Below are 20,402 nucleotides of genomic sequence, written 5' to 3'. Positions count from 1 at the left end.
CGCTCGCCAGCGAGAATTCAGTGAAAATTGCGGCTCTCCGTCGCGAGCCGCCCGAGCAGCCGGCTGTGGTCCTCCAGCCGGTGCGCCACTAGGTGCACGACCTCGCCCTCGCGCTGCACCACGCCCGCCACCGCCAGCAGCGAAGACCCTAGCAGTTCCTTGCGCTGCGATTCGACGAGCGACGCGTGCACGATCACGTTGACGCTGCCGGTCTCGTCCTCGAGCGATACGAAGATCGTGCCGTTCGCCGTGCCCGGCCGCTGCCGCACCGTCACGATCCCGCACACGCGCGCGAGCATGCCGTGCCGGCAGTGCGCCAGTTGCTCCGCCGTGCGAAAGCGCTGCTTCGCGAGTCCGTGGCGCAGCAGCTCGAGCGGATGGCGATTGAGCGTGAGACGCAGGCTCGCGTAATCGGCGACGATTTCCGCGCCTTCGGAAGCGCGCGGCAACGCCAGCGGCGCCTCGGCCACGGGCGCGTCGCGCAACAGCGCGGGCACCGCGTGCTGCGCGGTCACGGCCCACCACGCCTCGCGCCGATGGCCCGCGATGCTCGCGAGCGCGTTCGACGCCGCCAGCGCCTCCAGCTCGCGCCGCGTGAGCGCCGCGCGGCGCGCGAGATCGTCGACGTCGGTGAATGGCGCACGATCGCGCGCCTCAATCACACGCCGCGCGGCATCTTCGGAAAAGCCCTTGATGAGACTGAAGCCGAGGCGCACGGCCGGGCCGCCGCGTCCATAGCGCCGCGGCGCAAGCGCAATGCGCGAGCGCACGACGCGCTTGAGGCCGTCCATGAACCTGTGCCGCCGGCCGCCGCGCTTGAGCGTGCCCCTGCGCGTCAACGCGGCCGCGCCCAGCAGCGCGCGATAACGCAGCCCCTCGGCGTTGCGCGCGCGAACCGCCTCGTCATCGAGCCGCTCGCCGGGTGCGCCGCGCCGCTCCAGCACCGACGCCCAGTCGCTTAACGCGATATCGGGCGCGCGCACCTGCACGCCGTGACGCTTCGCATCCTGCACGAGCTGGGAAGGCGAATAGAAACCGAGCGGCTGACTATTCAGCAATCCTGCCAGAAATGCCGCGGGCTCGTAACGCTTGAGCCACGAACTCGTGTAGACGAGCAGCGCGAAACTCGCCGCATGGCTTTCCGGAAAGCCGTAGTCGCCGAAACCCTCGATCTGCTTGCAGATGCGCTCGGCGAATTCCAGCGAGTAGCCCTTCTTGAGCATGCGCTTCGTGAGATCGGCCTGATACGGCCGCAGGTCTCCATCGCGCCGCCATGCGGCCATCGCGCGGCGCAGCTTGTCGGCTTCCTCGCCGGTGTAGTCGGCGGCGACCATCGCGAGATGCATCACCTGCTCCTGGAAGATCGGCACGCCGAGCGTGCGTTCGAGCACCGGGCGCAATTCTTCCTTCGCATATTCCACCGCCTCGTCGCCGTGCCGGCGCTTGAGGTACGGATGCACCATGTCGCCCTGGATCGGCCCCGGCCGCACGATCGCCACCTGGATCACGAGGTCGTAGTACGTGCGCGGCCGCAAACGCGGCAACATGCTCTGCTGCGCGCGCGACTCGATCTGGAACACGCCGACCGTATCGGCCCTGGCGCACATGCGATACACCGCCGGGTCCTCGACCGGAATGTCCTGCACGCGCATCTCGGGCAGCCCGCGCCTGAGCGCCACGAATTCAAGCGAGCGGCGGATCGCCGAGAGCATGCCGAGCGCGAGCACGTCCACTTTCAGCAGCCGCAGCGCGTCGATATCGTCCTTGTCCCACTCGATCACGTAGCGGTCCTTCATCGCCGCGTTTTCGATCGGCACGAGGCGCGAGAGCTTGTCGCGCGCGATCACGAAACCGCCCACGTGCTGCGAGAGATGGCGCGGAAAACCGCGCAGCTCGCGCGTGAGGCGGATGAGCTGCTGCGTGACGTGCGAGTCGGGCGAAAAGCCCGCTTCCTCCAGATGGCGCGCAATCGAATCGGGGCCGTCCCACCACTGATGCGCGCCCGAGAGTTTTTCGACGAGCGCACTGTCGAGGCCGAGCGCCTTGCCGACATCGCGCAACGCGCTGCGCGAGCGATAGGTGATGAGCGTCGCGGCCAGCGCGGCGCGGCGCGTGCCGTACTTGCGATAGATGTACTGAATGACCTCTTCGCGGCGCTGATGCTCGAAGTCGACATCGATGTCGGGCGGCTCGTTGCGCGCGCGAGAGAGAAAACGCGCCACGAGCATGTTCATGCGCACGGGGTCGATCTCCGTGATCTTCAGGCAGTAGCAGACCACCGAGTTCGCCGCCGAGCCCCGCCCCTGGCACAGGATCTTCTGATCGCGCGCGAAGCGGACGATGTCGTGCACCGTGAGGAAGTACTTCTCGTACTTCAGCTCGTCGATGAGCTCGAGCTCCTGTTCGATCTGATTCCGGCGCTTGTCGTTCAGGCCGTCGGGCCAGCGCTCCAGTGCGCCCTTCATCACGAGCTTGCGCAGCCACGACTGCGGCGTCTCGCCGGGCGGCACCAGTTCCTCGGGATATTCGTAGGCCAGCTCGCCGAGCGAAAACGTGCAGCGGCGCGCGACGTCGAGTGTCGCGTCGAGCGCCTCGCGCGGATAAATCGCGCCAAGCCGCACGCGCGAGCGCAGATGCCGCTCCGCATTCGCCTCCAGCGCGCGCCCGCACGAAGCGAGCGGCTTGCCGATACGGATCGCGCTCAGCGTATCCTGCAACGGCTTGCGCGAACGCGCGTGCATCAGCACGCCGCCCGCCGCGACGAGCGGCAGGCCGCTCTCCTGCGAGACGTGGCGCAGCACTTCGATCTGCGTGTCGTCGCCGCCGGTTTGCCAGAGTTCGAGCGCGAGCCAGGCGCGCTCGGCCGCGAACCCCGCGAGCCAGTGCGCGGCGCGCAGCGTTTGCGCGAGCGTGGCCGTGCGCTGCGGCACGAGCAGCAACACGCACTCGCGCAAGTGCTTCAGATGCTCGAAGCCCGTCCCGGGCTCGGTGAAATCGGCGGGATGCACGCGATAGCTGCCCTTTGCCGTCCGCGAGCGCGCAAGCGTGATCAGCTCGCAAAGATTGCCGTAGCCTTCGCGGGTCATGGCGAGCGCAACGATCGTGCAGAACGGTGCGCCATGTTCGTCGACGAGATTCAGCTCGCTGCCGGTGAGCAGGTGCAGCGACGGCTCGAACGGGCCCAGGGCTGCGGCGGCGGTATGGCCGCCGCGTTCGCGGGCCTCGCGCACGGCTTCGTCATACGCCTTCTTGCGCGCCTCGTCGTATTCGTTGAGCGCGCTCCAGGCGCGCACGACGCCCGCGAACGAGCATTCGTCGGTGATCGCGAGCGCGCGGTAGCCGTGGCGGATCGCCTGCTCGACCATCTCGCCCGGGCGCGACGCGCCGTGCAGGAAGGTGAAATTGGTCAGGCAGTGCAGCTCGGCGTAGTCAGGCAGCTGCGCGGCCCACTGCGCCGGCAACTGTGGAGGCGACGACGCGCCCGTCCCGCTGATCGACATGATTCCTGAAATCCGAAAGAACGACGAATAAGCGCTAGCCGAAAAGCCCTTGCAGATACCACTGCCCGCCAATGCGCTCGCGATACAGCCAGAACATGCGGCCCTGGTCGTCGGCGGCGACGTAGTAGTCGCGCCCGACGCCCTCGCCGTCCCACCAGCCGGACTCGATGCGCTCGGTCCGCGTGAGCGTCTTCAGCGGCCGTCGATAAACGGGCCGGTCGCCGCGCGTCGCGAGCTTGAGCGGCTTTTCGAGCAGCCACGCCGGGCGCGGCTGGGTCGGCAGCGGCACCTCGGGCAGGTCGAAGGCGCTTTGCACGGGCGCGCTCGCGCCGGCGTCCTGCTGCGGCTTGCCGGCCTTGCGCGGCTTGCGCGTACGCTTCGCGCCGCTCTCGCGGTAAGGCCGGGCCGACATCGCCAGTTCGGGCCGATGATCGTCCTCGATGAAAAGCTGCAGCACGTTCTGCTCGCCAAGCCGCGCGCCGATGCGTTCGAAGAGCTGCCCGAGCGACGCCTCGGCGGCCTCGGCCATCGGAAAGAGCGTGTCGGTGGGCGCCGCGTATTCGCTCACCTGCGAGGCGACGAGTGCAAGGCCGATCACGGGCGCGGCGAGCTCGGTCTGATTCAGGCGCTCGCGAAGCAGCCATAGCAGATGCTCGGCGTCGCGCGAAGGCGACGCCCAGGCGATCGTGAGGCTAGACGTGCGCGGCGCGTGACGCGAAGCCAGCTCGTGCTCCAGACGCAGCTCGAAGCCGCTCAACGCCGCGTGCTGCGCGGCCAGCCAGCCGGCCAGCTGCATCACGAGCCGGCGCGCGGCAAAGAGCAGCGCCTCGGCGCTCTCCACGCGCGCCTGCAATTCGAGCGACGCGTGAAACGACGGCGGCGCGGCGAACCAGACGCGCGGATCGGGCGCTTCACCGCGCGCCTGCGCGAGCCAGCCGAGCACGCCGTCGCCGAAACGCCGCACGATGCCGTCGCGCGGCAACCTCCGCAAGTCGCCGAGCGTCGCGCAGCCGATCTGCGTGAGCGCGTGGTCGTGCTGCGCGGCGAACGGCGCGAGCGTGACCGGCAGCGAATCGAGCACGCGTGCGAGCGTCGTTTCCTTGAGCACGTGCCAGCGGCGCGACGAGCGCGTGACGTGCGCCTGCGCGAGCGTCCACGCCCCCCAAGCCGTGGGCGCACACGCCATGCGCGCGGTGTGCCCGCAACCGGCCACCGTCGCCGCGACCCTGGCGAGCAGCGCACGCACGCCGCCGAAAAGACGCAAGCCCGAGCCGACCTCGAGCAACAACGTGTGCGACGGCGCGAACGACACCTTGGGCGTATAGGCGAGCAACGCGAGCGCGAGCGCCTCGAACGCGCGGGTCTCGCGCGCCGGATCGGCTTCGAGCAGCACGAGCCCCGGCGCGAGCGCAAGCGCGTGCGAGCGCGTGTTGCCGGGCTCGACGCCTGAGCGCAGCGCGTCGAGATCGGCGATCAGGATGCGCGTGTGGTCGGCGAGCGCGTAGCAGCGCGGCGCACTGGCGACATCGGCATCGACGCTCTCAGACAGGAGCGGCGTTGACGGCGCCGGCGGCATCAGAGGTCTGACGGCCTCCAGCGGCAACAACGGCAAGGTGACGGCGATCCACAGCATGATTGACCCCGGGCCACGGCATGACGACGGAGGCTGCGTCCGGCTGGGGCAGCACCGCGTCCTGCAGCGGCAATGTAATGACGAGTGGCTGGGCGGGCGGCGGCCCGCGGCGCTTGAAGATATCGACGGAGAGCGCGGCGAACTGCATCCATTGCCGACGGTTCAGGTTCGCGTCGTCGGGCGGCGGCACCGGCGCGCAGGTCATGCGCAGCGGCGCCGGCGACGACTGGTTGCGCGCGGCGAGCGGCCGCACGAGAAACGCGAGCGCCTGCGAATCCTGGGCGGCGACCTGTAGACGGCGCACGGCGTCGGCGCGCGCCTTCGTCTGCCAGAGCAGCACGGCGCCCATGCCTTCCTGCTTGAGCGCCTGCTCGGCCACCCAGGCAGCTTCGTCTTCGGCCGCGCGCACCCAGATCACGCGCTCGAGCGCGACTCCCCATGCCTTGAGCGCGCAGGCGTAGGGGCGCCACGGCGGCGCGACGAGCAGCACGTGCCGGCCCGCCTGCGCGCTGAGCGCACGCAACGCCGGCGCGACGAGCCGCATCTCGCCCACGCCGCCCTGCTCGACGAGCAGTTCGGTCAGGCTGCCCGCGGGCCAGCCGGCGCCGGGGAGCTGGGCGTCGAGCGTGGCGTGGCCGCTCGGCACCGTGCGCTCGCTGGCGCGCGCGAGCTGATCGCCTTGCCACACGCGGCTTTGCAGCCGGGGGGGCAAGTGCGCGGCGAGTTGCGCGGTGGTCTGCGCAGTGATGTGGGCGGCTGCTGCCATGGTTCGTGGCCTGATTGATGGGAACGCTCCGCCCTGCCCGGCAAGAAATGGGGCATCGGCAGGAAGGAGGTCGACTCGCCTCCACCTGTATATTTATACAGTATTTTGAGAGATTGGAGGAGGCTGAAATTGGAGACTTATCATTTTGCGATCCATTGCAAGATGCATGATCCATGCATCTTGCGCGATGGACCGGCCGCCGGACGTCGTGCTTACGTCCGGGGCAAACGCCGCTTGATACACACCGCCAGCCCGATGCGGGTGACGGCGATAAAGGGCGCGGACCTTGTTGCTATCAGGACGCGTGCGCCGACGTCAGATCGAGCGCCACGGCTTGCGCCACTTCGATGCCGTCGATGGCCGCCGAGTAGATACCACCGGCATACCCGGCGCCCTCGCCGGCCGGATACAGACCTTCGACGTTCATGCTCTGGTAATTGTCTTTGCGCCGAATCCGCAGCGGCGACGACGTGCGCGTCTCCACGCCGGTGAGCACGGCATCGTGCATCGCGAAGCCTGCGATCTTCTTGTCGATCTGAGGCAGGGCTTCGCGGATGGCTTCAATCACGTAGTCGGGCAGCGCGGTGCTGAGATCGGTCGGGTGCACACCCGGCTTGTAAGACGGCACCACGGAGCCCAGCGACGTCGACGGACGGCCGGCGATAAAGTCGCCCACCAGCTGGCCCGGCGCCTGGTAATTGCCGCCGCCGAGTTCGAACGCCCGTTCTTCCCACTTGCGCTGGAAGGCGATGCCCGCGAGCGGGCCGCCCGGATAGTCCTCCGGCGTGATGCCGACGACGATGCCCGCATTCGCGTTGCGCTCGGCCCGCGAATACTGGCTCATGCCATTGGTGACCACGCGGCCGGGTTCGGAAGTCGCCGCGACCACCGTGCCGCCCGGACACATGCAGAAGCTATAGACCGCCCGTCCATTATTGGCGTGATGCACCACCTTGTAGTCGGCCGCGCCGAGCTGCTTGTGGCCCGCGAACTTGCCGAAACGGCTGCGATCGATCAGCCCCTGCGGATGCTCGATGCGAAAGCCCAGCGAAAACGGCTTGGCTTCCATGAACACGCCGCGCTCGTGCAGCATCTGGAAGGTGTCGCGGGCGCTATGGCCGACGGCCAGCACGACGTGGTCGCACGGCAGCGTCTCGCCGTTCGAAAGCTTGAGCGCGCGCACCTTGCCCTGTTCGATTTCGATGTCTTCGACGCGGGTTTCGAAGCGCACTTCACCGCCCAGCTCGTGGATGGTGGCGCGCATTTTTTCCACCATGCTGACAAGACGGAACGTGCCGATGTGCGGCCGGCTCAGATACAGGATGTCTTCCGGCGCGCCCGCCTTGACGAACTCCTCGAGCACCTTGCGGCCGTAGTGGTGCGGATCCTTGATCTGGCTGTACAGCTTGCCGTCGGAAAACGTCCCGGCCCCGCCTTCGCCGAACTGCACGTTGGATTCGGGGTTGAGCACGGACTTGCGCCACAGCCCGAAGGTGTCCTTGGTGCGCTCTCGCACGGCCTTGCCGCGTTCGAGGATGATGGGACGAAAGCCCATCTGCGCGAGGATCAGTCCCGCGAACAGGCCGCACGGTCCCATGCCGATCACCACCGGACGCGGACGCGTCGAATGCTCGGGCGCCTTCGCAACAAAGCGGTAGGTCATGTCCGGCGTCACCCCGCAATGCGGCTGGCCGGCGATCCGCTTGAGCACGGCCGCTTCGTCCTTGACTTCGACGTCGACGATATAGGTCAGCTTGATATCCGAGCGCTTGCGTGCGTCGTGCGCACGGCGGAATACGGTGTAACGCACGAGCGCGTCCGCCGCTACGCCGAGATCCGCGAGGCGTCCCCGAATCGCGGCTTCAAGTTCGCTTTCGGCGTGGTCGAGGGGGAGTTTGACTTCGGATAAACGTAACATGGCTGCCAGGGTGCGATCGCCACGGGGATTGTGGCCGATCCATATTTTATAAGCTCGGCGGCTTTTCAAATGGAACGCAAGCGGTACGACGAAACGCGAGCGCGTATGACCCAACATGGGAGAAAAAGAAAAAGGGGCTACAGGCCAATGGCGTGTAACCCCTCGGTATTGCTGGTCGGAGCGATAGGATTCGAACCTACGACCCTCTGATCCCAAATCAGATGCGCTACCAGGCTGCGCTACGCTCCGACGAATCATCGATTGTATCGGTACTGATGCCATGCCGTCAAATCTGCGCGAACGATAACGACGAAAAGAGATCCGCAGCACGTGCTTGCCGCACACCAGCGAGGCGTGCACCATGAGAGCACACACAGCACGTGCACCCCCATACCCCAAAAAAAGGAGACGCCATGCACCTCATCCTCTGGCGCCACGCCGAAGCCGAAGACATCGCCGCCAGCGACCTCTCCCGCCAGCTCACCACGCGCGGGCGCAAGCAGGCGCAGAACGTCGCGCGCTGGCTGCGCGCGCGCCTGCCCGAGGACGCCGTGATCCTCGCCAGCCCCGCCGCACGCACCATCCAGACAGCCGAGGCGCTGACCGACCAGTATCGCGTCGTGCGCGAACTCGCGCCCGATGCGAGCGTCGAGGAGGTGCTGACCGCCGTCGGCTGGCCCGAGGGCCTCGCGTCCACGGTCGTGGTGGTCGGCCATCAGCCCACGCTCGGCGAAGTCGCCGCGCGGCTGCTCTCGGGCGGCGCCGATTCGCGCAACTGGGCCGTGAAGAAGGCTGGCGTGCTCTGGCTCGCGAGCCGCGAGCGCGACGGCGGCGACCAGGCCGTCCTGCACGCGGCCATCACGCCCGATCTCGTCTAGCCTTCCCCCCCGCCTACGCCTGCCTCACCGGGCCGCCTGCATGCGGCCCCTACAACGATTCAAGCGCGGTTCAAGCGCGGTTCAAGCGCGGTTCAAGCGCGGTTCAAGCGCGGTTCAAGCGCGGTTCAAGCGCGCTTCAAACGCTCCCACCGCCCCCGGCCTTCGGCAGCCGCGTCCGTGTGCCTTACACCACGTCATCGAATCGTCATTGCGTTTTCATGGAAACGTAACCGCGTATTACTACATTGCCGGAAAAGTTCTCTTACTTCCGACCAGGACGCCCCATGCGAGATATGCCGACGCCCACCCTGCCGTTCGCCTCGACGCTGTTCGAGTCGAACCGACGCTTGCCGCGTGCCGAAGAAACGGTCACCGCGCAGCATCGGCTGCAGGTGGCCTGGGCTCGCACCGACGAGGAACTGCGCGAAGCCCAGCGCCTGCGCTACCGCGTTTTCGCCGAAGAGATGGGCGCACGCCTGACCGGCCCCGCCGGCCTCGACGTCGACGCCTTCGACGCCTACTGCGACCACCTGCTCGTGCGCGACCTCGACACGCTCAAGGTCGTCGGCACCTACCGCGTGCTGCCGCCGCACCAGGCGGCGCGCATCGGCCGCCTCTATGCCGAAAGCGAATTCGACGTCTCGCGCCTCGCACATCTGCGCCCGAAAATGGTCGAGGTGGGCCGCTCGTGCGTGCACCCCGACTACCGCAGCGGCTCGGTCATCATGTCGCTGTGGGGCGGTCTGGGCGGCTATATGCAGCACAACGGCTACGAGACGATGCTCGGCTGCGCGAGCGTCGCCATGGCCGACGGTGGCCACTACGCAGCGAACCTGTACTGCGCGCTCGGCGCGAACGCGCTGACCGCGCCCGAATACCGCGCGTTCCCGCACACGCCGCTGCCCGTCGAGGAACTGCGCACCGGCACGCCCGCCGTGCCGCCGCCGCTCATCAAGGGCTACCTGCGCCTTGGCGCGAAGATCTGCGGTGCGCCCGCCTGGGACCCCGACTTCAACACCGCCGACTTCCTCACCCTCTTCCGGCTCTCGGAAATCAACGAACGTTACGCGCGCCACTTCCTCGGCGAAGCCGTCACGCGTTAAGGCCTCGCCCGCCCTTCAGTCGGCAAAAATCGGTGGGCAAAATCAGCGGACAAAAAAAGCCCGGCTCACAAACGAGCCGGGCTTTTTTATCGGCGAGACGCGCCGCGCGCGGCGCTCACTCCTCCGTATAGACCACGCGATACGGAATGCCGATCTTGCCCCATTCCGCCGCTTCCTGAACGAGGTTGTAATCGGTGAGCGGATTGTTCTGGACCCACGCATTGGGCAACAGCACTTCGTAGCCGTTGCCCTCCTCCTCGACCGTGATGTGCGGCAGGCCGACATCGGCGCGGCGGCGCGTCAGCAGCGCAGCGAGGCGCAGACAGAACAGCAGCGTCCATTCCACATCGCGCGTTTGCGAGAGCTTGCCGAGCTTGCCCACGTGGCCGAGCACGAGCGCGGCGAGGCGCGCCTGGTCGGTGCGCGAGAAGCCGGGCATGTCCGCGTTGCTGGCGATGTAGGCCGAATGCTTGTGGTACGCACTGTGCGAGATGGAAAGCCCGATTTCGTGCAGCGACGCCGCCCACGTAAGGAACATTCGGTTCTCTTCGCGGCGCTCCTCGTCGGGCTCCTCGAACTGATCGTAGAACTTCACGGCCAGCTCGCCAATGCGCCCCGCCTGCGCGCGATCCACGCCGTAGCGGCGCATGAAGCCCTCCACCGTGACCGTACGCATGTCCTCGTGCTGCGAGCGGCCCAGCAGGTCGTAGAGCACGCCCAGGCGCAGCGCGCCGTCCGTGGTGTCGACATAGTCGATGCCGAGCTCCTCGAACACCGCGATCATGATCGAGAGGCCGCCCGCCAGCACCGGGATGCGGTCGGGCTTGAGCGCGACGAGCTTGAGCCGGTTGACGTTCTCGGCCTTGATGAGCGCGCGCTTCAGGCGCTCGAGGCCGCCGCGCGAAATGCCGTGCGTGATGCCGGGATCGTTGAAGCCGTTCGCCTCGACGAGTTCCGCGAGCGCGCGCGCCGTGCCCGACGAGCCGATCGCCTGGTCCCAGCCGGTCTTGCGGTAGTCGGCGGAAATGATCTGGATTTCGCGCGTGGCCGCGAGTTCGGCCTGGCGCATGGTGTACTCGTCGACGTTGCCCGAGGGGAAGAACTGGCGGCTATGGCTCACGCAGCCGATATAGAGGCTTTCCATGCGGATCGGCGTGTAGTGCGCGCCGATGATGAACTCGGTCGAGCCGCCGCCGATGTCCACCACGAAGCGCTTGCCCGCGCTCGCCGGCACCGAGTGCGCGGCGCCCGCATAGATGAGACGCGCTTCTTCGCGCCCCGCGATCACTTCGATCGGGAAGCCGAGCGCGGCTTCCGCTTCGGTGAGGAACTCGCGCGAGTTCTTGGCGACACGCAGCGTATTGGTCGCCACCGCGCGCACCTGATCGGGATGGAAGTCGCGCAGGCGCTCGCCGAAGCGCTTGAGCGCATCCCAGCCGCGCACCTGTGAGGCGCGGTCGAGCAGTTTGTCCCTCGAGAGGCCGGCCGCGAGGCGCACCGGTTCGCGCAGCGCGTCCACCGGGTAGATCTGGCTGCCGGCGTCGGTTTCCTCGACGCGGCCTACGATCAGACGAAAGCTGTTCGAACCGAGATCGACGGCGGCAAGCAGTTGGGGGTTGGTGACCATCGAAGGGGCAGGCTCCATGCGTGCATACAGAGACGAACGCGCGGCCATGCGGGCTTGTTGCGCCGCCGCCGCGCTGTCCAAATGCGTCATTTTAAGCGTAGCCGACTTCACCATGTCGCTCCTCGCATTGGTCATGACCATGGGTACTTTTACCCAGGGTGCATGTTCGCAACGCGTCTTGTCGATTTCGTGAAAATGCGGCGTAAAATTTATGACACTTCGAATGTCACAATAAAGTCATATTACTGTGAGAATTTCCGAGCGTCCGTTCGAATCAATTCCTGACATTCCGTTTTCATTGCCGATGTCCATCCGCTATCCCCTACTCAATCGCGAACTGGGCATTCTGGGATTCAATGAGCGTGTGCTCGCACAGGCGTCCGATCCCGCTGTTCCTTTGCTGGAGCGCTTGCGCTTCATCTGTATCACCAGCAGCAACCTCGACGAATTCTTCGAAGTCCGTATGGCCGGGCTTCAGGAGCAGATGCGCGACAACCCGGGCGTGCTCTCGCCTGACGGCATGTCGCTGCAGCACGTGTACGACCTCGTGGTCGAGCGCGCGCAGCGTCTCGTGCATCGCCAGTACCGCATGCTGCACGACACCGTGCTACCCGCGCTCGAACAGGAAGGCATTTACTTCCACGGCACCGACGCATGGAACGAAGCGCAAACCGCTTGGGCGCGCAAATACTTCCTCGACGAACTGCTGCCCGTTCTCACGCCTATCGGGCTCGATCCCGCGCACCCGTTCCCGCGCGTGCTCAACAAGAGCCTGAACTTCGTGGTCGAACTCGAAGGCAAGGACGCCTTTGGGCGTCAAGCCGTCATGGGCATCGTGCAGGCGCCCCGCGCACTGCCGCGCCTCGTGCGCATGCCGCAGGAGCTTTCCGGCTTCCAGCACGGCTTCGTGCTGCTCGGCTCGCTCTTGCAGCGCTTCGTGGGCGAGCTGTTTCCGAGCCTCGTCGTGCGCAGCTGCAACCAGTTCCGCATCACGCGCAACAGTGAACTCTTCGTCGACGAAGACGAAATCACCAACCTGCGCGTGGCGCTGCAGGGCGAACTGCCCGCGCGGCACCTGGGCAATGCGGTGCGGCTCGAAGTGTCGGCGGAAACGCCCCCGCATCTCGTGAAGCGCCTGCTCGACGAAAGCGGTCTCGACGAAAAAGACTGCTATTTCGTCGATGGCCCCGTGAATCTCGTGCGGCTCATGCAGCTGCCCGAGATGGTCGATCGCCCCGACCTCAAGTTCGTGCCGCACGTGCCTGCCATTCCGCGGCGCATCGCCGCGAACAGCAACATGTTCGACGTGATCGATCAGGGCGACGTGCTCCTGCATCATCCGTATGAGAGCTTCCAGCCCGTGCTCGAACTGCTGCTGCAGGCCGCCAACGATCCGAACGTCCTCGCGATCAAGCAGACGATCTACCGCACCGGTACCGACTCGCCGCTCATGGACGCGCTCATGCAGGCCGCGCGCAACGGCAAGGAAGTGACGGTGGTGGTGGAGCTGCTCGCGCGCTTCGACGAAGAGACCAATATCAACTGGGCCGCGCAGCTCGAAGCCGTGGGCGCGCACGTGGTGTACGGCGTGGTGGGCCACAAGTGCCACGCCAAGATGATGCTGATCGTGCGCCGCGTGCCCGTGAACGGGCGCATGGCGCTGCGCCGCTACGTCCACCTGGGCACGGGGAACTACCATCCGCGCACGGCGCGCCTTTACACCGACTTCGGCCTCATGACCTCGGAGCCGAAGATGTGCGAGGACGTGCACCACGTCTTCCAGCAGCTCACGGGCATCGGCGGCGAGCTGCAGCTGCACGATCTGTGGCAGTCGCCGTTCACGCTGCATCCGAAGATGATCGAGGCGATCCGCAACGAAGCCGATGCCGCGCGCGCGGGCAAGAAGGCGCGCATCGTCGCGAAGATGAACGCGCTGCTCGAGCCGACCGTGATCGACGAGTTGTACGAAGCATCGCAAGCCGGCGTGAAGATCGACCTGATCATTCGTGGCGTGTGCTCGTTGCAGCCGGGTGTGCCCGGGCTCTCCGAGAACATCACGGTGCGCTCGATCGTCGGGCGCTTCCTCGAGCACCACCGCATCTATTACTTCTATGCGGGCGGCAAGGAAGACGTCTACCTGTCGAGCGCGGACTGGATGGATCGCAACCTGTTCCGCCGCGTCGAAGTGGCATTCCCGATTCACGACCGCAGGCTCAAGCGCCGCGTGATCGCCGAAGGGCTTTCCACCTTCCTCGGCGACAATCAATCGGCGTGGCTCATGCAAAGCGACGGCCACTATCGCCGCCGCCGGGCGGGCAAGGCCGTGCGCAATGCGCAGTTGAGCTTGCTGGCGAAGTTCTGTCCGTGATGCCTTGACGGCTCGATAACGCTGGACGCAAAAAAAAGCCGCTTCGAATGAAGCGGCTTTTTCAATTGCGGGGGCGTTTCGTTACACCGGCGCCGGCTGCCTTCTCGTCGTGCGCGCGGTCGGGAAGCGCACCGTGAACGTGCTGCCCCGCCCTTCCTCGCTCTTCACTTCGAGCGCGGCGTCGTGACGCTGCAGCACGTGCTTGACGATCGCAAGGCCCAGTCCCGTGCCGCCCGTGTCGCGCGAGCGGCTGCGATCCACGCGGTAGAAGCGCTCGGTCAGGCGTGGAATATCGGCGGCCGGAATGCCAAGGCCGCTGTCGGTGACCGCAAATACCGCGTTACCGTGTTCCGCGCGCCAGGACAGATGCACCGTGCCGCCGTCCGGCGTGTAGCGCACTGCGTTGGTCGCCAGATTGCCGAGCGCGCTCATGATCTCGGTTTCGGAACCGGTGACGCTCAATCCATCGTCGAAATCGGCCGTGATGCGGTGATGCCCGCCCGAGAGGCTTTCGGCGTCCTCGCGCACGTGCCCGAGCACTGCGCGCATATCGACCATATGGTCGCCGGGCTGGCGCCCCTCGCCTTCGAGCTTGGCGAGCACGAGCAAATCGGTGACGATGTGGCGCATGCGCGAGGCCTGTTGCTCCATCAGCTCCAGGTAGCGGCTGCGCTCGGCTTCGCCAAGCGGCAGTTCGCGCATCGTCTCGAGGAAGCCCGAGAGCACCGTGATCGGCGTTTTCAGCTCGTGCGAGACGTTGGCCACGAAATCGCGCCGCATGGCGTCGGTGCGCTCGAGTTCCGTGATGTCCTGCGAAAGGATGAGCTTGCGGTTCTCGCCGTACGGAAACACCTGCACCGAGATCACGTTCTGACGCTTCGCGCCCATGCCGCGCATGATCAGCATGTCCTTGTAATCGTGCGAATTGAGGTAGCGCACGAAGTCGGGCTGACGCACGAGATGCGTGATGTGCTGGCGCAGGTCGCGCTTGGCGTCGAGGCCGAAGTGGACTTCCGAGATCGCGTTGCACCACTCGATCTGGTCGTGGTCGTCGAGCATGGCGACGCCGTTGGGCGAAGCCTGGATCGCCTGGATGAAACGCGAGTGCTGCTGCTCCACCTGGCGCACCTGAGCGTGCCAGCGCTTCGCGAGCTTGTGCAGACGGTAGTAGATATCGCCCCAGATGCCGGGAGCGCTCGGCACTTCGCCGTAGACCGGCGCGTCGAGCAGGCGCCAGAGGCGCTGCTTGTGAAACGTGCTGAAGAGCATCTGCGCGAGCAGCGCCAGCACGGCGATGCTCAGCGCAATCTTGACGCCGAAAATCGCGCCAACACCCGCGCAAATGAGCGCGAGCAACACGATCGATACGAGGGAGCGCGCCCAGATGATGTTCATGTTCCTGCGATCGAAGATAAATACGGTCGGTTGCGGGCACGCGACATCTAGTGACTACCGCGCGAGTACCGGCGGCAGTGAAACGGCCGCGCCGCCCGGTGATTCACCCTGCGGCGCGGCCATGGATCCAGCTCAGGCGCTCTTGGCGAGACGGTAGCCGCTGCCGCGCACCGTTTCGATCATAGCATCGCACCCAGCCGGCTTGAGCGCGGCGCGCAGACGCTTGATATGCACGTCCACCGTGCGCTCTTCCACGAACACGTGATCGCCCCACACCTGGTCGAGCAGCTGCGTGCGGCTGTGCACACGCTCGGGATGCGTCATGAAGAAGTGCAGCAGGCGGAACTCGGTCGGGCCGAGATCGAGCTTGATTTCCGAGCCTTCGGCGGCGGCCGCCACGCGGTGCGTGGCCGGATCGAGCTTCAGACCGTTGATCGCCACCACGTCTTCCGTGAGTTGCGGCGCGCGGCGGCGCAGCACCGCCTTGATGCGCGCCATCAGCTCCTTGGGCGAGAACGGCTTCGTCACGTAGTCGTCAGCGCCGATTTCGAGGCCGAGCACCTTGTCCTGCTCGTCGCCGCGCGCGGTCAGCATGATGATCGGAATATGCTTCGTGCGCTCGTTGGTGCGCAGGTCGCGCGCGAAGTTCACACCCGACTTGCCCGGCAACATCCAGTCGAGCAGGATGAGATCGGGCAGCACATCGCTGATCAGGTTCTGCGCCTGCTCCGCGTTGTAGGCGCGGATCGGGCAGTGGCCTGCGTGCTGCAGGTTCACCGAAATCAGCTCGGAAATGGCGGGCTCGTCTTCGATGACGAGAATGCTGCTAGGCATCGGCACCTCTTGACCTTGTTACCTGTTGAATTAGCTGAGTGCTTCGCGTTCGAGGGCGTCGCGCGACTTGTGGCGCACGTCGGTACCCTTCACGATGTAGATGATGAATTCCGCGATGTTCTTCGCGTGGTCGCCGATCCGCTCGATCGCCTTGGCGATGAACAGATAATCGAGGCCCACCGAAATCGTGCGCGGATCTTCCATCATGTAGCTCACGAGCTTGCGCACGAACGCACGGAATTCCTCGTCGATCGCCTTGTCGTCGCGCACGATCTGCGCGGCGGCCACGGTGTCGAGGCGTGCGAACGCGTCGAGCGCGCGGCGCAGGATCGACACGGCCATTTCGCCCGAGACCTTGATCTCCGCGATGTTGACGGTGCGCGAAGCGCCGTCTTCCATCAGGCGCTTCGTGCGCTTGGCGATCTTCTCGGCTTCGTCGCCGGCGCGCTCGAGATTCGTGATGGTCTTCGAAATGGCGAGCACGAGGCGCAAGTCACGCGCGGCCGGCTGGCGGCGCGCGATGATGTTGCTGCACTCCTCGTCGATCTCGACTTCCATCGTGTTGAGGCGGTCTTCGGCGGCGATCACGCGTGCGGCGGCCTCGCTGTCGAAGTCGTTGAGCGCCTGCATTGCCGTGATGATCTGCGATTCGACGAGGCCGCCCATTTCGAGCACCTTCGACGAAATGAGGTTCAAATCGGCGTCGAACTGGCTGGACAAGTGTTTGTCGGACATGATTTGCTCCCTGCTCCGATTAGCCGAAGCGGCCGGTGATGTAGTCTTCCGTTTCCTTGCGGACCGGCTTGATGAAGATCTTTTCGGTGTCGCCGAACTCGATCAGTTCACCAAGGTACATATATGCAGTGTAGTCCGAGCAACGCGCGGCCTGCTGCATGTTATGGGTGACGATCACCACCGTGTAGTCGCTCTTGAGTTCCGCGATCAGCTCTTCAATACGGCCCGTGGAAATCGGGTCGAGCGCCGAGCACGGCTCGTCGAGCAGCAGCACTTCGGGGCGGATCGCAATGCCGCGCGCGATACACAGGCGCTGCTGCTGGCCGCCCGAGAGGCCGTAGCCGCTCTGGCCGAGCTTGTCCTTCACTTCGTTCCAGAGCGCGGCCTTGGTGAGCGCCCATTCCACGCGGTCATCCATTTCCGGGCGCGAGAGCTTCTCGAACATCTTCACGCCGAACGCGATGTTGTCGTAAATCGACATCGGGAACGGGGTCGGCTTCTGGAACACCATGCCGATACGCGCACGCAAGAGCGAGATGTCGCGCTTCGTGGTGAGCAGGTTTTCGCCGTCCATGAGGATCTCGCCCTCGGCACGCTGCTCCGGATAGAGCGCGTACATCTTGTTGAACGTGCGCAGCAGCGTGGACTTGCCGCAGCCCGACGGGCCGATGAACGCCGTCACCTTGCCTTCGGGAATCTGCAGGTTGATGTTCTTTAGCGCGTGATACTTGTTGTAGAAGAAGTTCAGGTCCTTCACTTCGATCTTCGGCTTGCCCAGCGCCGGCAGGCGTGCGTTCTGGGCGGGATCCGCAGGTTCAAACCCAGCGGAGGGCGCATTGCCGTGGGCAGCGGTGTTGAGGTGACTCTCAGCCATGTTCATCGGGAACTCCGCCCTTATTTCTTCGAAAATACCGTGCGCGCGAGGATATTCAGACCCAGCACGCCCAGCGTGATCAGGAAAACGCCGGCCCACGCAAGCGACTGCCACTGCGCAAACGGGCTCATCGCAAATTTGAAGATCGTGACCGGCAGGTTCGCGATCGGTTGATTCATGTCGGCGCTGAAGAACTGGTTCGACAGCGCGGTGAAGAGCAGCGGCGCGGTTTCGCCAGCGATACGGGCGATTGCGAGCAGCACGCCCGTCACGATGCCCGCGATCGACGCCTTGAGCGTGATGGAGAGCACCATCTTCCACTTCGGCGTGCCGAGTGCGAAGGCCGCTTCGCGCAGCGCGTTCGGCACGAGCTTGAGCATGTTCTCGGTCGTGCGGATCACGATCGGAACCTGCAGCAATGCGAGCGCAATCGCGCCGGCCCAGCCGCTGAAGTGGCCCATCTTCGCCACGACGAGCGCGTACACGAACAGGCCCACGACGATCGAAGGCGCCGACAGCAGAATATCGTTGATGAAGCGCGTGACGCTGGCGAGCCAGCCCTTCTGGCCATATTCCGCGAGATAGATGCCCGCGAGAATGCCGATCGGCGTGCCGACGAACGTTGCGATCACAACGAGCAGCAGGCTGCCGACGATGGCGTTGGCAAGACCGCCGCCATCGGTGTTCGGCGGCGGCGTCGACTGCGTGAACAGATCCACCGAAAGACCGCCGATGCCAAGCGAAATCGTCGTGTAGAGAATCCACACGAGCCAAAGAAGGCCGAACGCCATGGCGGCGAGCGAGAGCGTGAGCGCGATCGCGTTGGTCATGCGGCGGCGGCGCTGCAGCTTGTCGCGCATGCGATCCAGTTCGGTGCCGTAAATCGCACCTGGAATTTTCAGCATCGGTTCGCTCATCGCGCACCCTCCGATTTTTCAAGGCGCAGCAACATGAGCTTCGAGATCGACAGCACGATGAACGTAATCACGAAGAGGATCAGGCCGAGTTCCATCAGCGCGGCGGTGTGCAGGCCCGGGCTCGCTTCCGCGAACTCGTTGGCGAGGGCCGAGGTGATGCTGTTGCCCGGTGAAAAGAGCGACACGTTGTCGAGCAGGTTCGTATTGCCGATCACGAACGTGACGGCCATCGTCTCGCCGAGCGCGCGGCCGAGACCCAGCATCACGCCGCCGATCACGCCGGTCTTGGTGAACGGCAGCACGATCTTCCACATCACTTCCCAGGTCGTGCAGCCAATGCCGTAGGCCGACTCCTTGAGCAGGACGGGCGTGACTTCGAACACGTCGCGCATGACCGAGGCGATGTACGGAATGATCATGATCGCGAGAATCACGCCAGCGCACAGAATGCCGATGCCGATGGGCGCGCCCTGGAACAGCGCGCCGACGATCGGCATGCCGCCAAGCAGCGAGCCGAGCGGCTTTTCAAACCACTGCGCGAAGATCGGCGCGAATACGAGCAGACCCCACATACCGTAGACGATCGACGGGATCGCGGCGAGCAGTTCGATGGCGATGCCGAGCGGGCGGCGCAGCCACGCGGGCGAAAGCTCGGTGAGGAACAGTGCGATGCCGAAGCTCACAGGCACGGCGATGACGAGCGCGATGATCGAGGTGGCGATCGTGCCGTAGATGGGCACGAGCGCGCCGAACTGCTCGCTGGGTGGATCCCAGTCGGCAGTCCAGAGGAATGCGAGACCGAATTTCTGGATCGTCGGCAACGAGGCGATGATCAGTGACACGATGATGCCGCCGAGCAGCAACAACGTGACGATGGCGGCGAGGCGTGCGAGGCCGCCAAAAATGATGTCCCCTGCCGGGCTGGGCGCTTTCTGCTGCGCGGCGTTGCCGGGCGGGTTCGACACGAGCGGGACGTCGGACATGGTGACCTGGGTTCCAGTTGCCGCAAGCGCGGGGCTCACGACGTTGATGCAGCCGTGGGACTGCAGATCGCCCGGCTTCCGGCCGTAAACACTGACAGCCGGAAGGCAGGCGGCACATCTTGGACAGCGCGGATTCAGGCAAGCCACAAGCGAACAGGCCGCGCGCGTCACGCGGCGGCCTCTTTTACGCTTGCCTGACGCCTTGCTTACTCAGCGATCGGCTTGCCGCTCGCGTCCTTGACCTTCTCCTTCCACTGCGACTTGATTTCGCTCACGACCGACTGCGGCAGCGAGATGTAATCGAGGCTGTCAGCAGCCGGCGTGCCATTCTTGAACGCCCAGTCGAAGAACTTGAGCGTTTCCTTGCCCTGGTCCGGCTTGTCCTGTGCCGTGTGCAGCAGCACGAAGGTCGCGCCGACGACCGGCCATGCGTCCTTGCCCGGCTCGTTCGTGAGGATCTGGTAGAACGACTTCTTCCAGTCCGCGCCAGCGGCCGCTGCCTTGAACGTTTCGGTGTCCGGCTGAACCACAGCGCCCGACTCGTTCTTCATGGCAGTGTAGACCATGTGATTTTGCTTGGCGTACGCCCACTCGACGTAGCCGATCGCGCCCGGCAGACGCTGCACGAAGGCTGCCACGCCGTCGTTGCCCTTGCCGCCCGTGCCCGTCGGCCAGCTCACGGTCGTGCCTTCGCCGACCTTGCTCTTCCACTCGGGGTTGACCTTCGAGAGGTAGTTCGTCCAGATGAAGCTGGTGCCCGAGCCGTCGGCGCGGCGGACCACGGCGATGTCGAGATCAGGCAGCTTGACCTTCGGGTTCAGCGCGACGATGGCCGGATCGTTCCACTTCTTGATCTTGCCGAGGTAGATGT

Annotated in this window: 15 protein-coding genes and 1 tRNA gene; 3 read left to right on the top strand and 13 right to left on the bottom strand. The window is 65.6% G+C overall.

What is annotated here, in order from left to right; translation table 11 throughout:
• Positions 1–17 precede the first annotated feature (17 nt).
• The 5 genes from M3A49_RS24135 to M3A49_RS24115 all read right to left on the bottom strand — a co-directional run bounded on the left by M3A49_RS24135 (position 18) and on the right by M3A49_RS24115 (position 8,066).
• Positions 18–3,500: an error-prone DNA polymerase gene (locus M3A49_RS24135; RefSeq protein WP_266231336.1), complete on the bottom strand. Its 3,483-nt coding sequence runs from the start codon at positions 3,498–3,500 to the stop codon at positions 18–20.
• A 34-nt stretch (positions 3,501–3,534) separates the two neighbouring features.
• Complete coding sequence (locus M3A49_RS24130; protein ID WP_266231335.1) at positions 3,535–5,133, bottom strand: Y-family DNA polymerase; 1,599 nt, start codon at positions 5,131–5,133, stop codon at positions 3,535–3,537.
• Positions 5,042–5,899 (bottom strand): translesion DNA synthesis-associated protein ImuA, encoded by an 858-nt coding sequence (imuA, locus tag M3A49_RS24125; RefSeq protein ID WP_266231334.1) that lies wholly within the window; start codon positions 5,897–5,899, stop codon positions 5,042–5,044. The genes M3A49_RS24130 and imuA overlap by 92 nt, the downstream gene beginning before the upstream one ends.
• Before the next feature lie 295 nt (positions 5,900–6,194).
• Positions 6,195–7,817: an NAD(P)/FAD-dependent oxidoreductase gene (locus M3A49_RS24120; RefSeq protein WP_254354897.1), complete on the bottom strand. Its 1,623-nt coding sequence runs from the start codon at positions 7,815–7,817 to the stop codon at positions 6,195–6,197.
• 172 nt (positions 7,818–7,989) lie between these two features.
• Positions 7,990–8,066, bottom strand: a tRNA-Pro gene (locus tag M3A49_RS24115).
• A 164-nt stretch (positions 8,067–8,230) separates the two neighbouring features.
• On the opposite strand from M3A49_RS24115, the gene sixA reads away from it, so the two are divergent.
• Both sixA and M3A49_RS24105 read left to right on the top strand, forming a co-directional pair.
• Positions 8,231–8,695 carry a phosphohistidine phosphatase SixA gene (gene sixA / locus M3A49_RS24110; protein WP_266231333.1) on the top strand — a complete coding sequence of 155 codons (465 nt, stop codon included), beginning with the start codon at positions 8,231–8,233 and terminating at the stop codon, positions 8,693–8,695.
• A gap of 284 nt (positions 8,696–8,979) precedes the next feature.
• The gene (locus M3A49_RS24105) at positions 8,980–9,798 is read left to right on the top strand and encodes a GNAT family N-acetyltransferase (RefSeq protein ID WP_254354898.1); all 819 of its coding nucleotides are present in this window, start codon (positions 8,980–8,982) and stop codon (positions 9,796–9,798) included.
• A gap of 115 nt (positions 9,799–9,913) precedes the next feature.
• On the opposite strand, the gene ppx is transcribed toward M3A49_RS24105, so the two are convergent.
• The gene (gene ppx, locus M3A49_RS24100; protein WP_254354899.1) at positions 9,914–11,515 is read right to left on the bottom strand and encodes an exopolyphosphatase; all 1,602 of its coding nucleotides are present in this window, start codon (positions 11,513–11,515) and stop codon (positions 9,914–9,916) included.
• 214 nt (positions 11,516–11,729) lie between these two features.
• On the opposite strand from ppx, the gene ppk1 reads away from it, so the two are divergent.
• A complete protein-coding gene (gene ppk1 / locus M3A49_RS24095) occupies positions 11,730–13,793 on the top strand; it encodes a polyphosphate kinase 1 (protein ID WP_254354900.1) in 2,064 nt (687 codons plus the stop codon).
• A gap of 81 nt (positions 13,794–13,874) precedes the next feature.
• On the opposite strand, the gene phoR is transcribed toward ppk1, so the two are convergent.
• The 7 genes from phoR to pstS all read right to left on the bottom strand — a co-directional run.
• Positions 13,875–15,188 carry a phosphate regulon sensor histidine kinase PhoR gene (gene phoR, locus M3A49_RS24090; protein ID WP_254354901.1) on the bottom strand — a complete coding sequence of 438 codons (1,314 nt, stop codon included), beginning with the start codon at positions 15,186–15,188 and terminating at the stop codon, positions 13,875–13,877.
• A gap of 132 nt (positions 15,189–15,320) precedes the next feature.
• Entirely contained in the window at positions 15,321–16,022 is a 702-nt protein-coding gene (gene phoB / locus M3A49_RS24085) for a phosphate regulon transcriptional regulator PhoB (RefSeq protein ID WP_028208452.1), read from the bottom strand.
• Between the two features lie 30 nt (positions 16,023–16,052).
• A complete protein-coding gene (gene phoU, locus M3A49_RS24080; protein ID WP_028208453.1) occupies positions 16,053–16,757 on the bottom strand; it encodes a phosphate signaling complex protein PhoU in 705 nt (234 codons plus the stop codon).
• 19 nt (positions 16,758–16,776) lie between these two features.
• On the bottom strand, positions 16,777–17,631 hold the full coding sequence (gene pstB, locus M3A49_RS24075) for a phosphate ABC transporter ATP-binding protein PstB (RefSeq protein WP_375542105.1): 855 nt from the start codon (positions 17,629–17,631) through the stop codon (positions 16,777–16,779).
• A 20-nt stretch (positions 17,632–17,651) separates the two neighbouring features.
• Positions 17,652–18,548: a phosphate ABC transporter permease PstA gene (gene pstA / locus M3A49_RS24070; protein WP_254354904.1), complete on the bottom strand. Its 897-nt coding sequence runs from the start codon at positions 18,546–18,548 to the stop codon at positions 17,652–17,654.
• Positions 18,545–19,531: a phosphate ABC transporter permease PstC gene (pstC, locus tag M3A49_RS24065; RefSeq protein WP_266231332.1), complete on the bottom strand. Its 987-nt coding sequence runs from the start codon at positions 19,529–19,531 to the stop codon at positions 18,545–18,547. The genes pstA and pstC overlap by 4 nt, the downstream gene beginning before the upstream one ends.
• A 206-nt stretch (positions 19,532–19,737) precedes the next feature.
• A partial coding sequence (gene pstS / locus M3A49_RS24060; protein ID WP_266231331.1) for a phosphate ABC transporter substrate-binding protein PstS occupies positions 19,738–20,402 on the bottom strand: 665 nt, incomplete at its 5' end.

Origin of the sequence: Paraburkholderia sp. CNPSo 3076 (assembly GCF_026343935.1) — a bacterium.
In the GTDB taxonomy this organism is placed as follows: domain Bacteria; phylum Pseudomonadota; class Gammaproteobacteria; order Burkholderiales; family Burkholderiaceae; genus Paraburkholderia; species Paraburkholderia nodosa.
The sequence above is the reverse complement of the archived record's forward strand: the minus strand, read 5'-3'. Positions and strand labels throughout refer to the sequence as shown.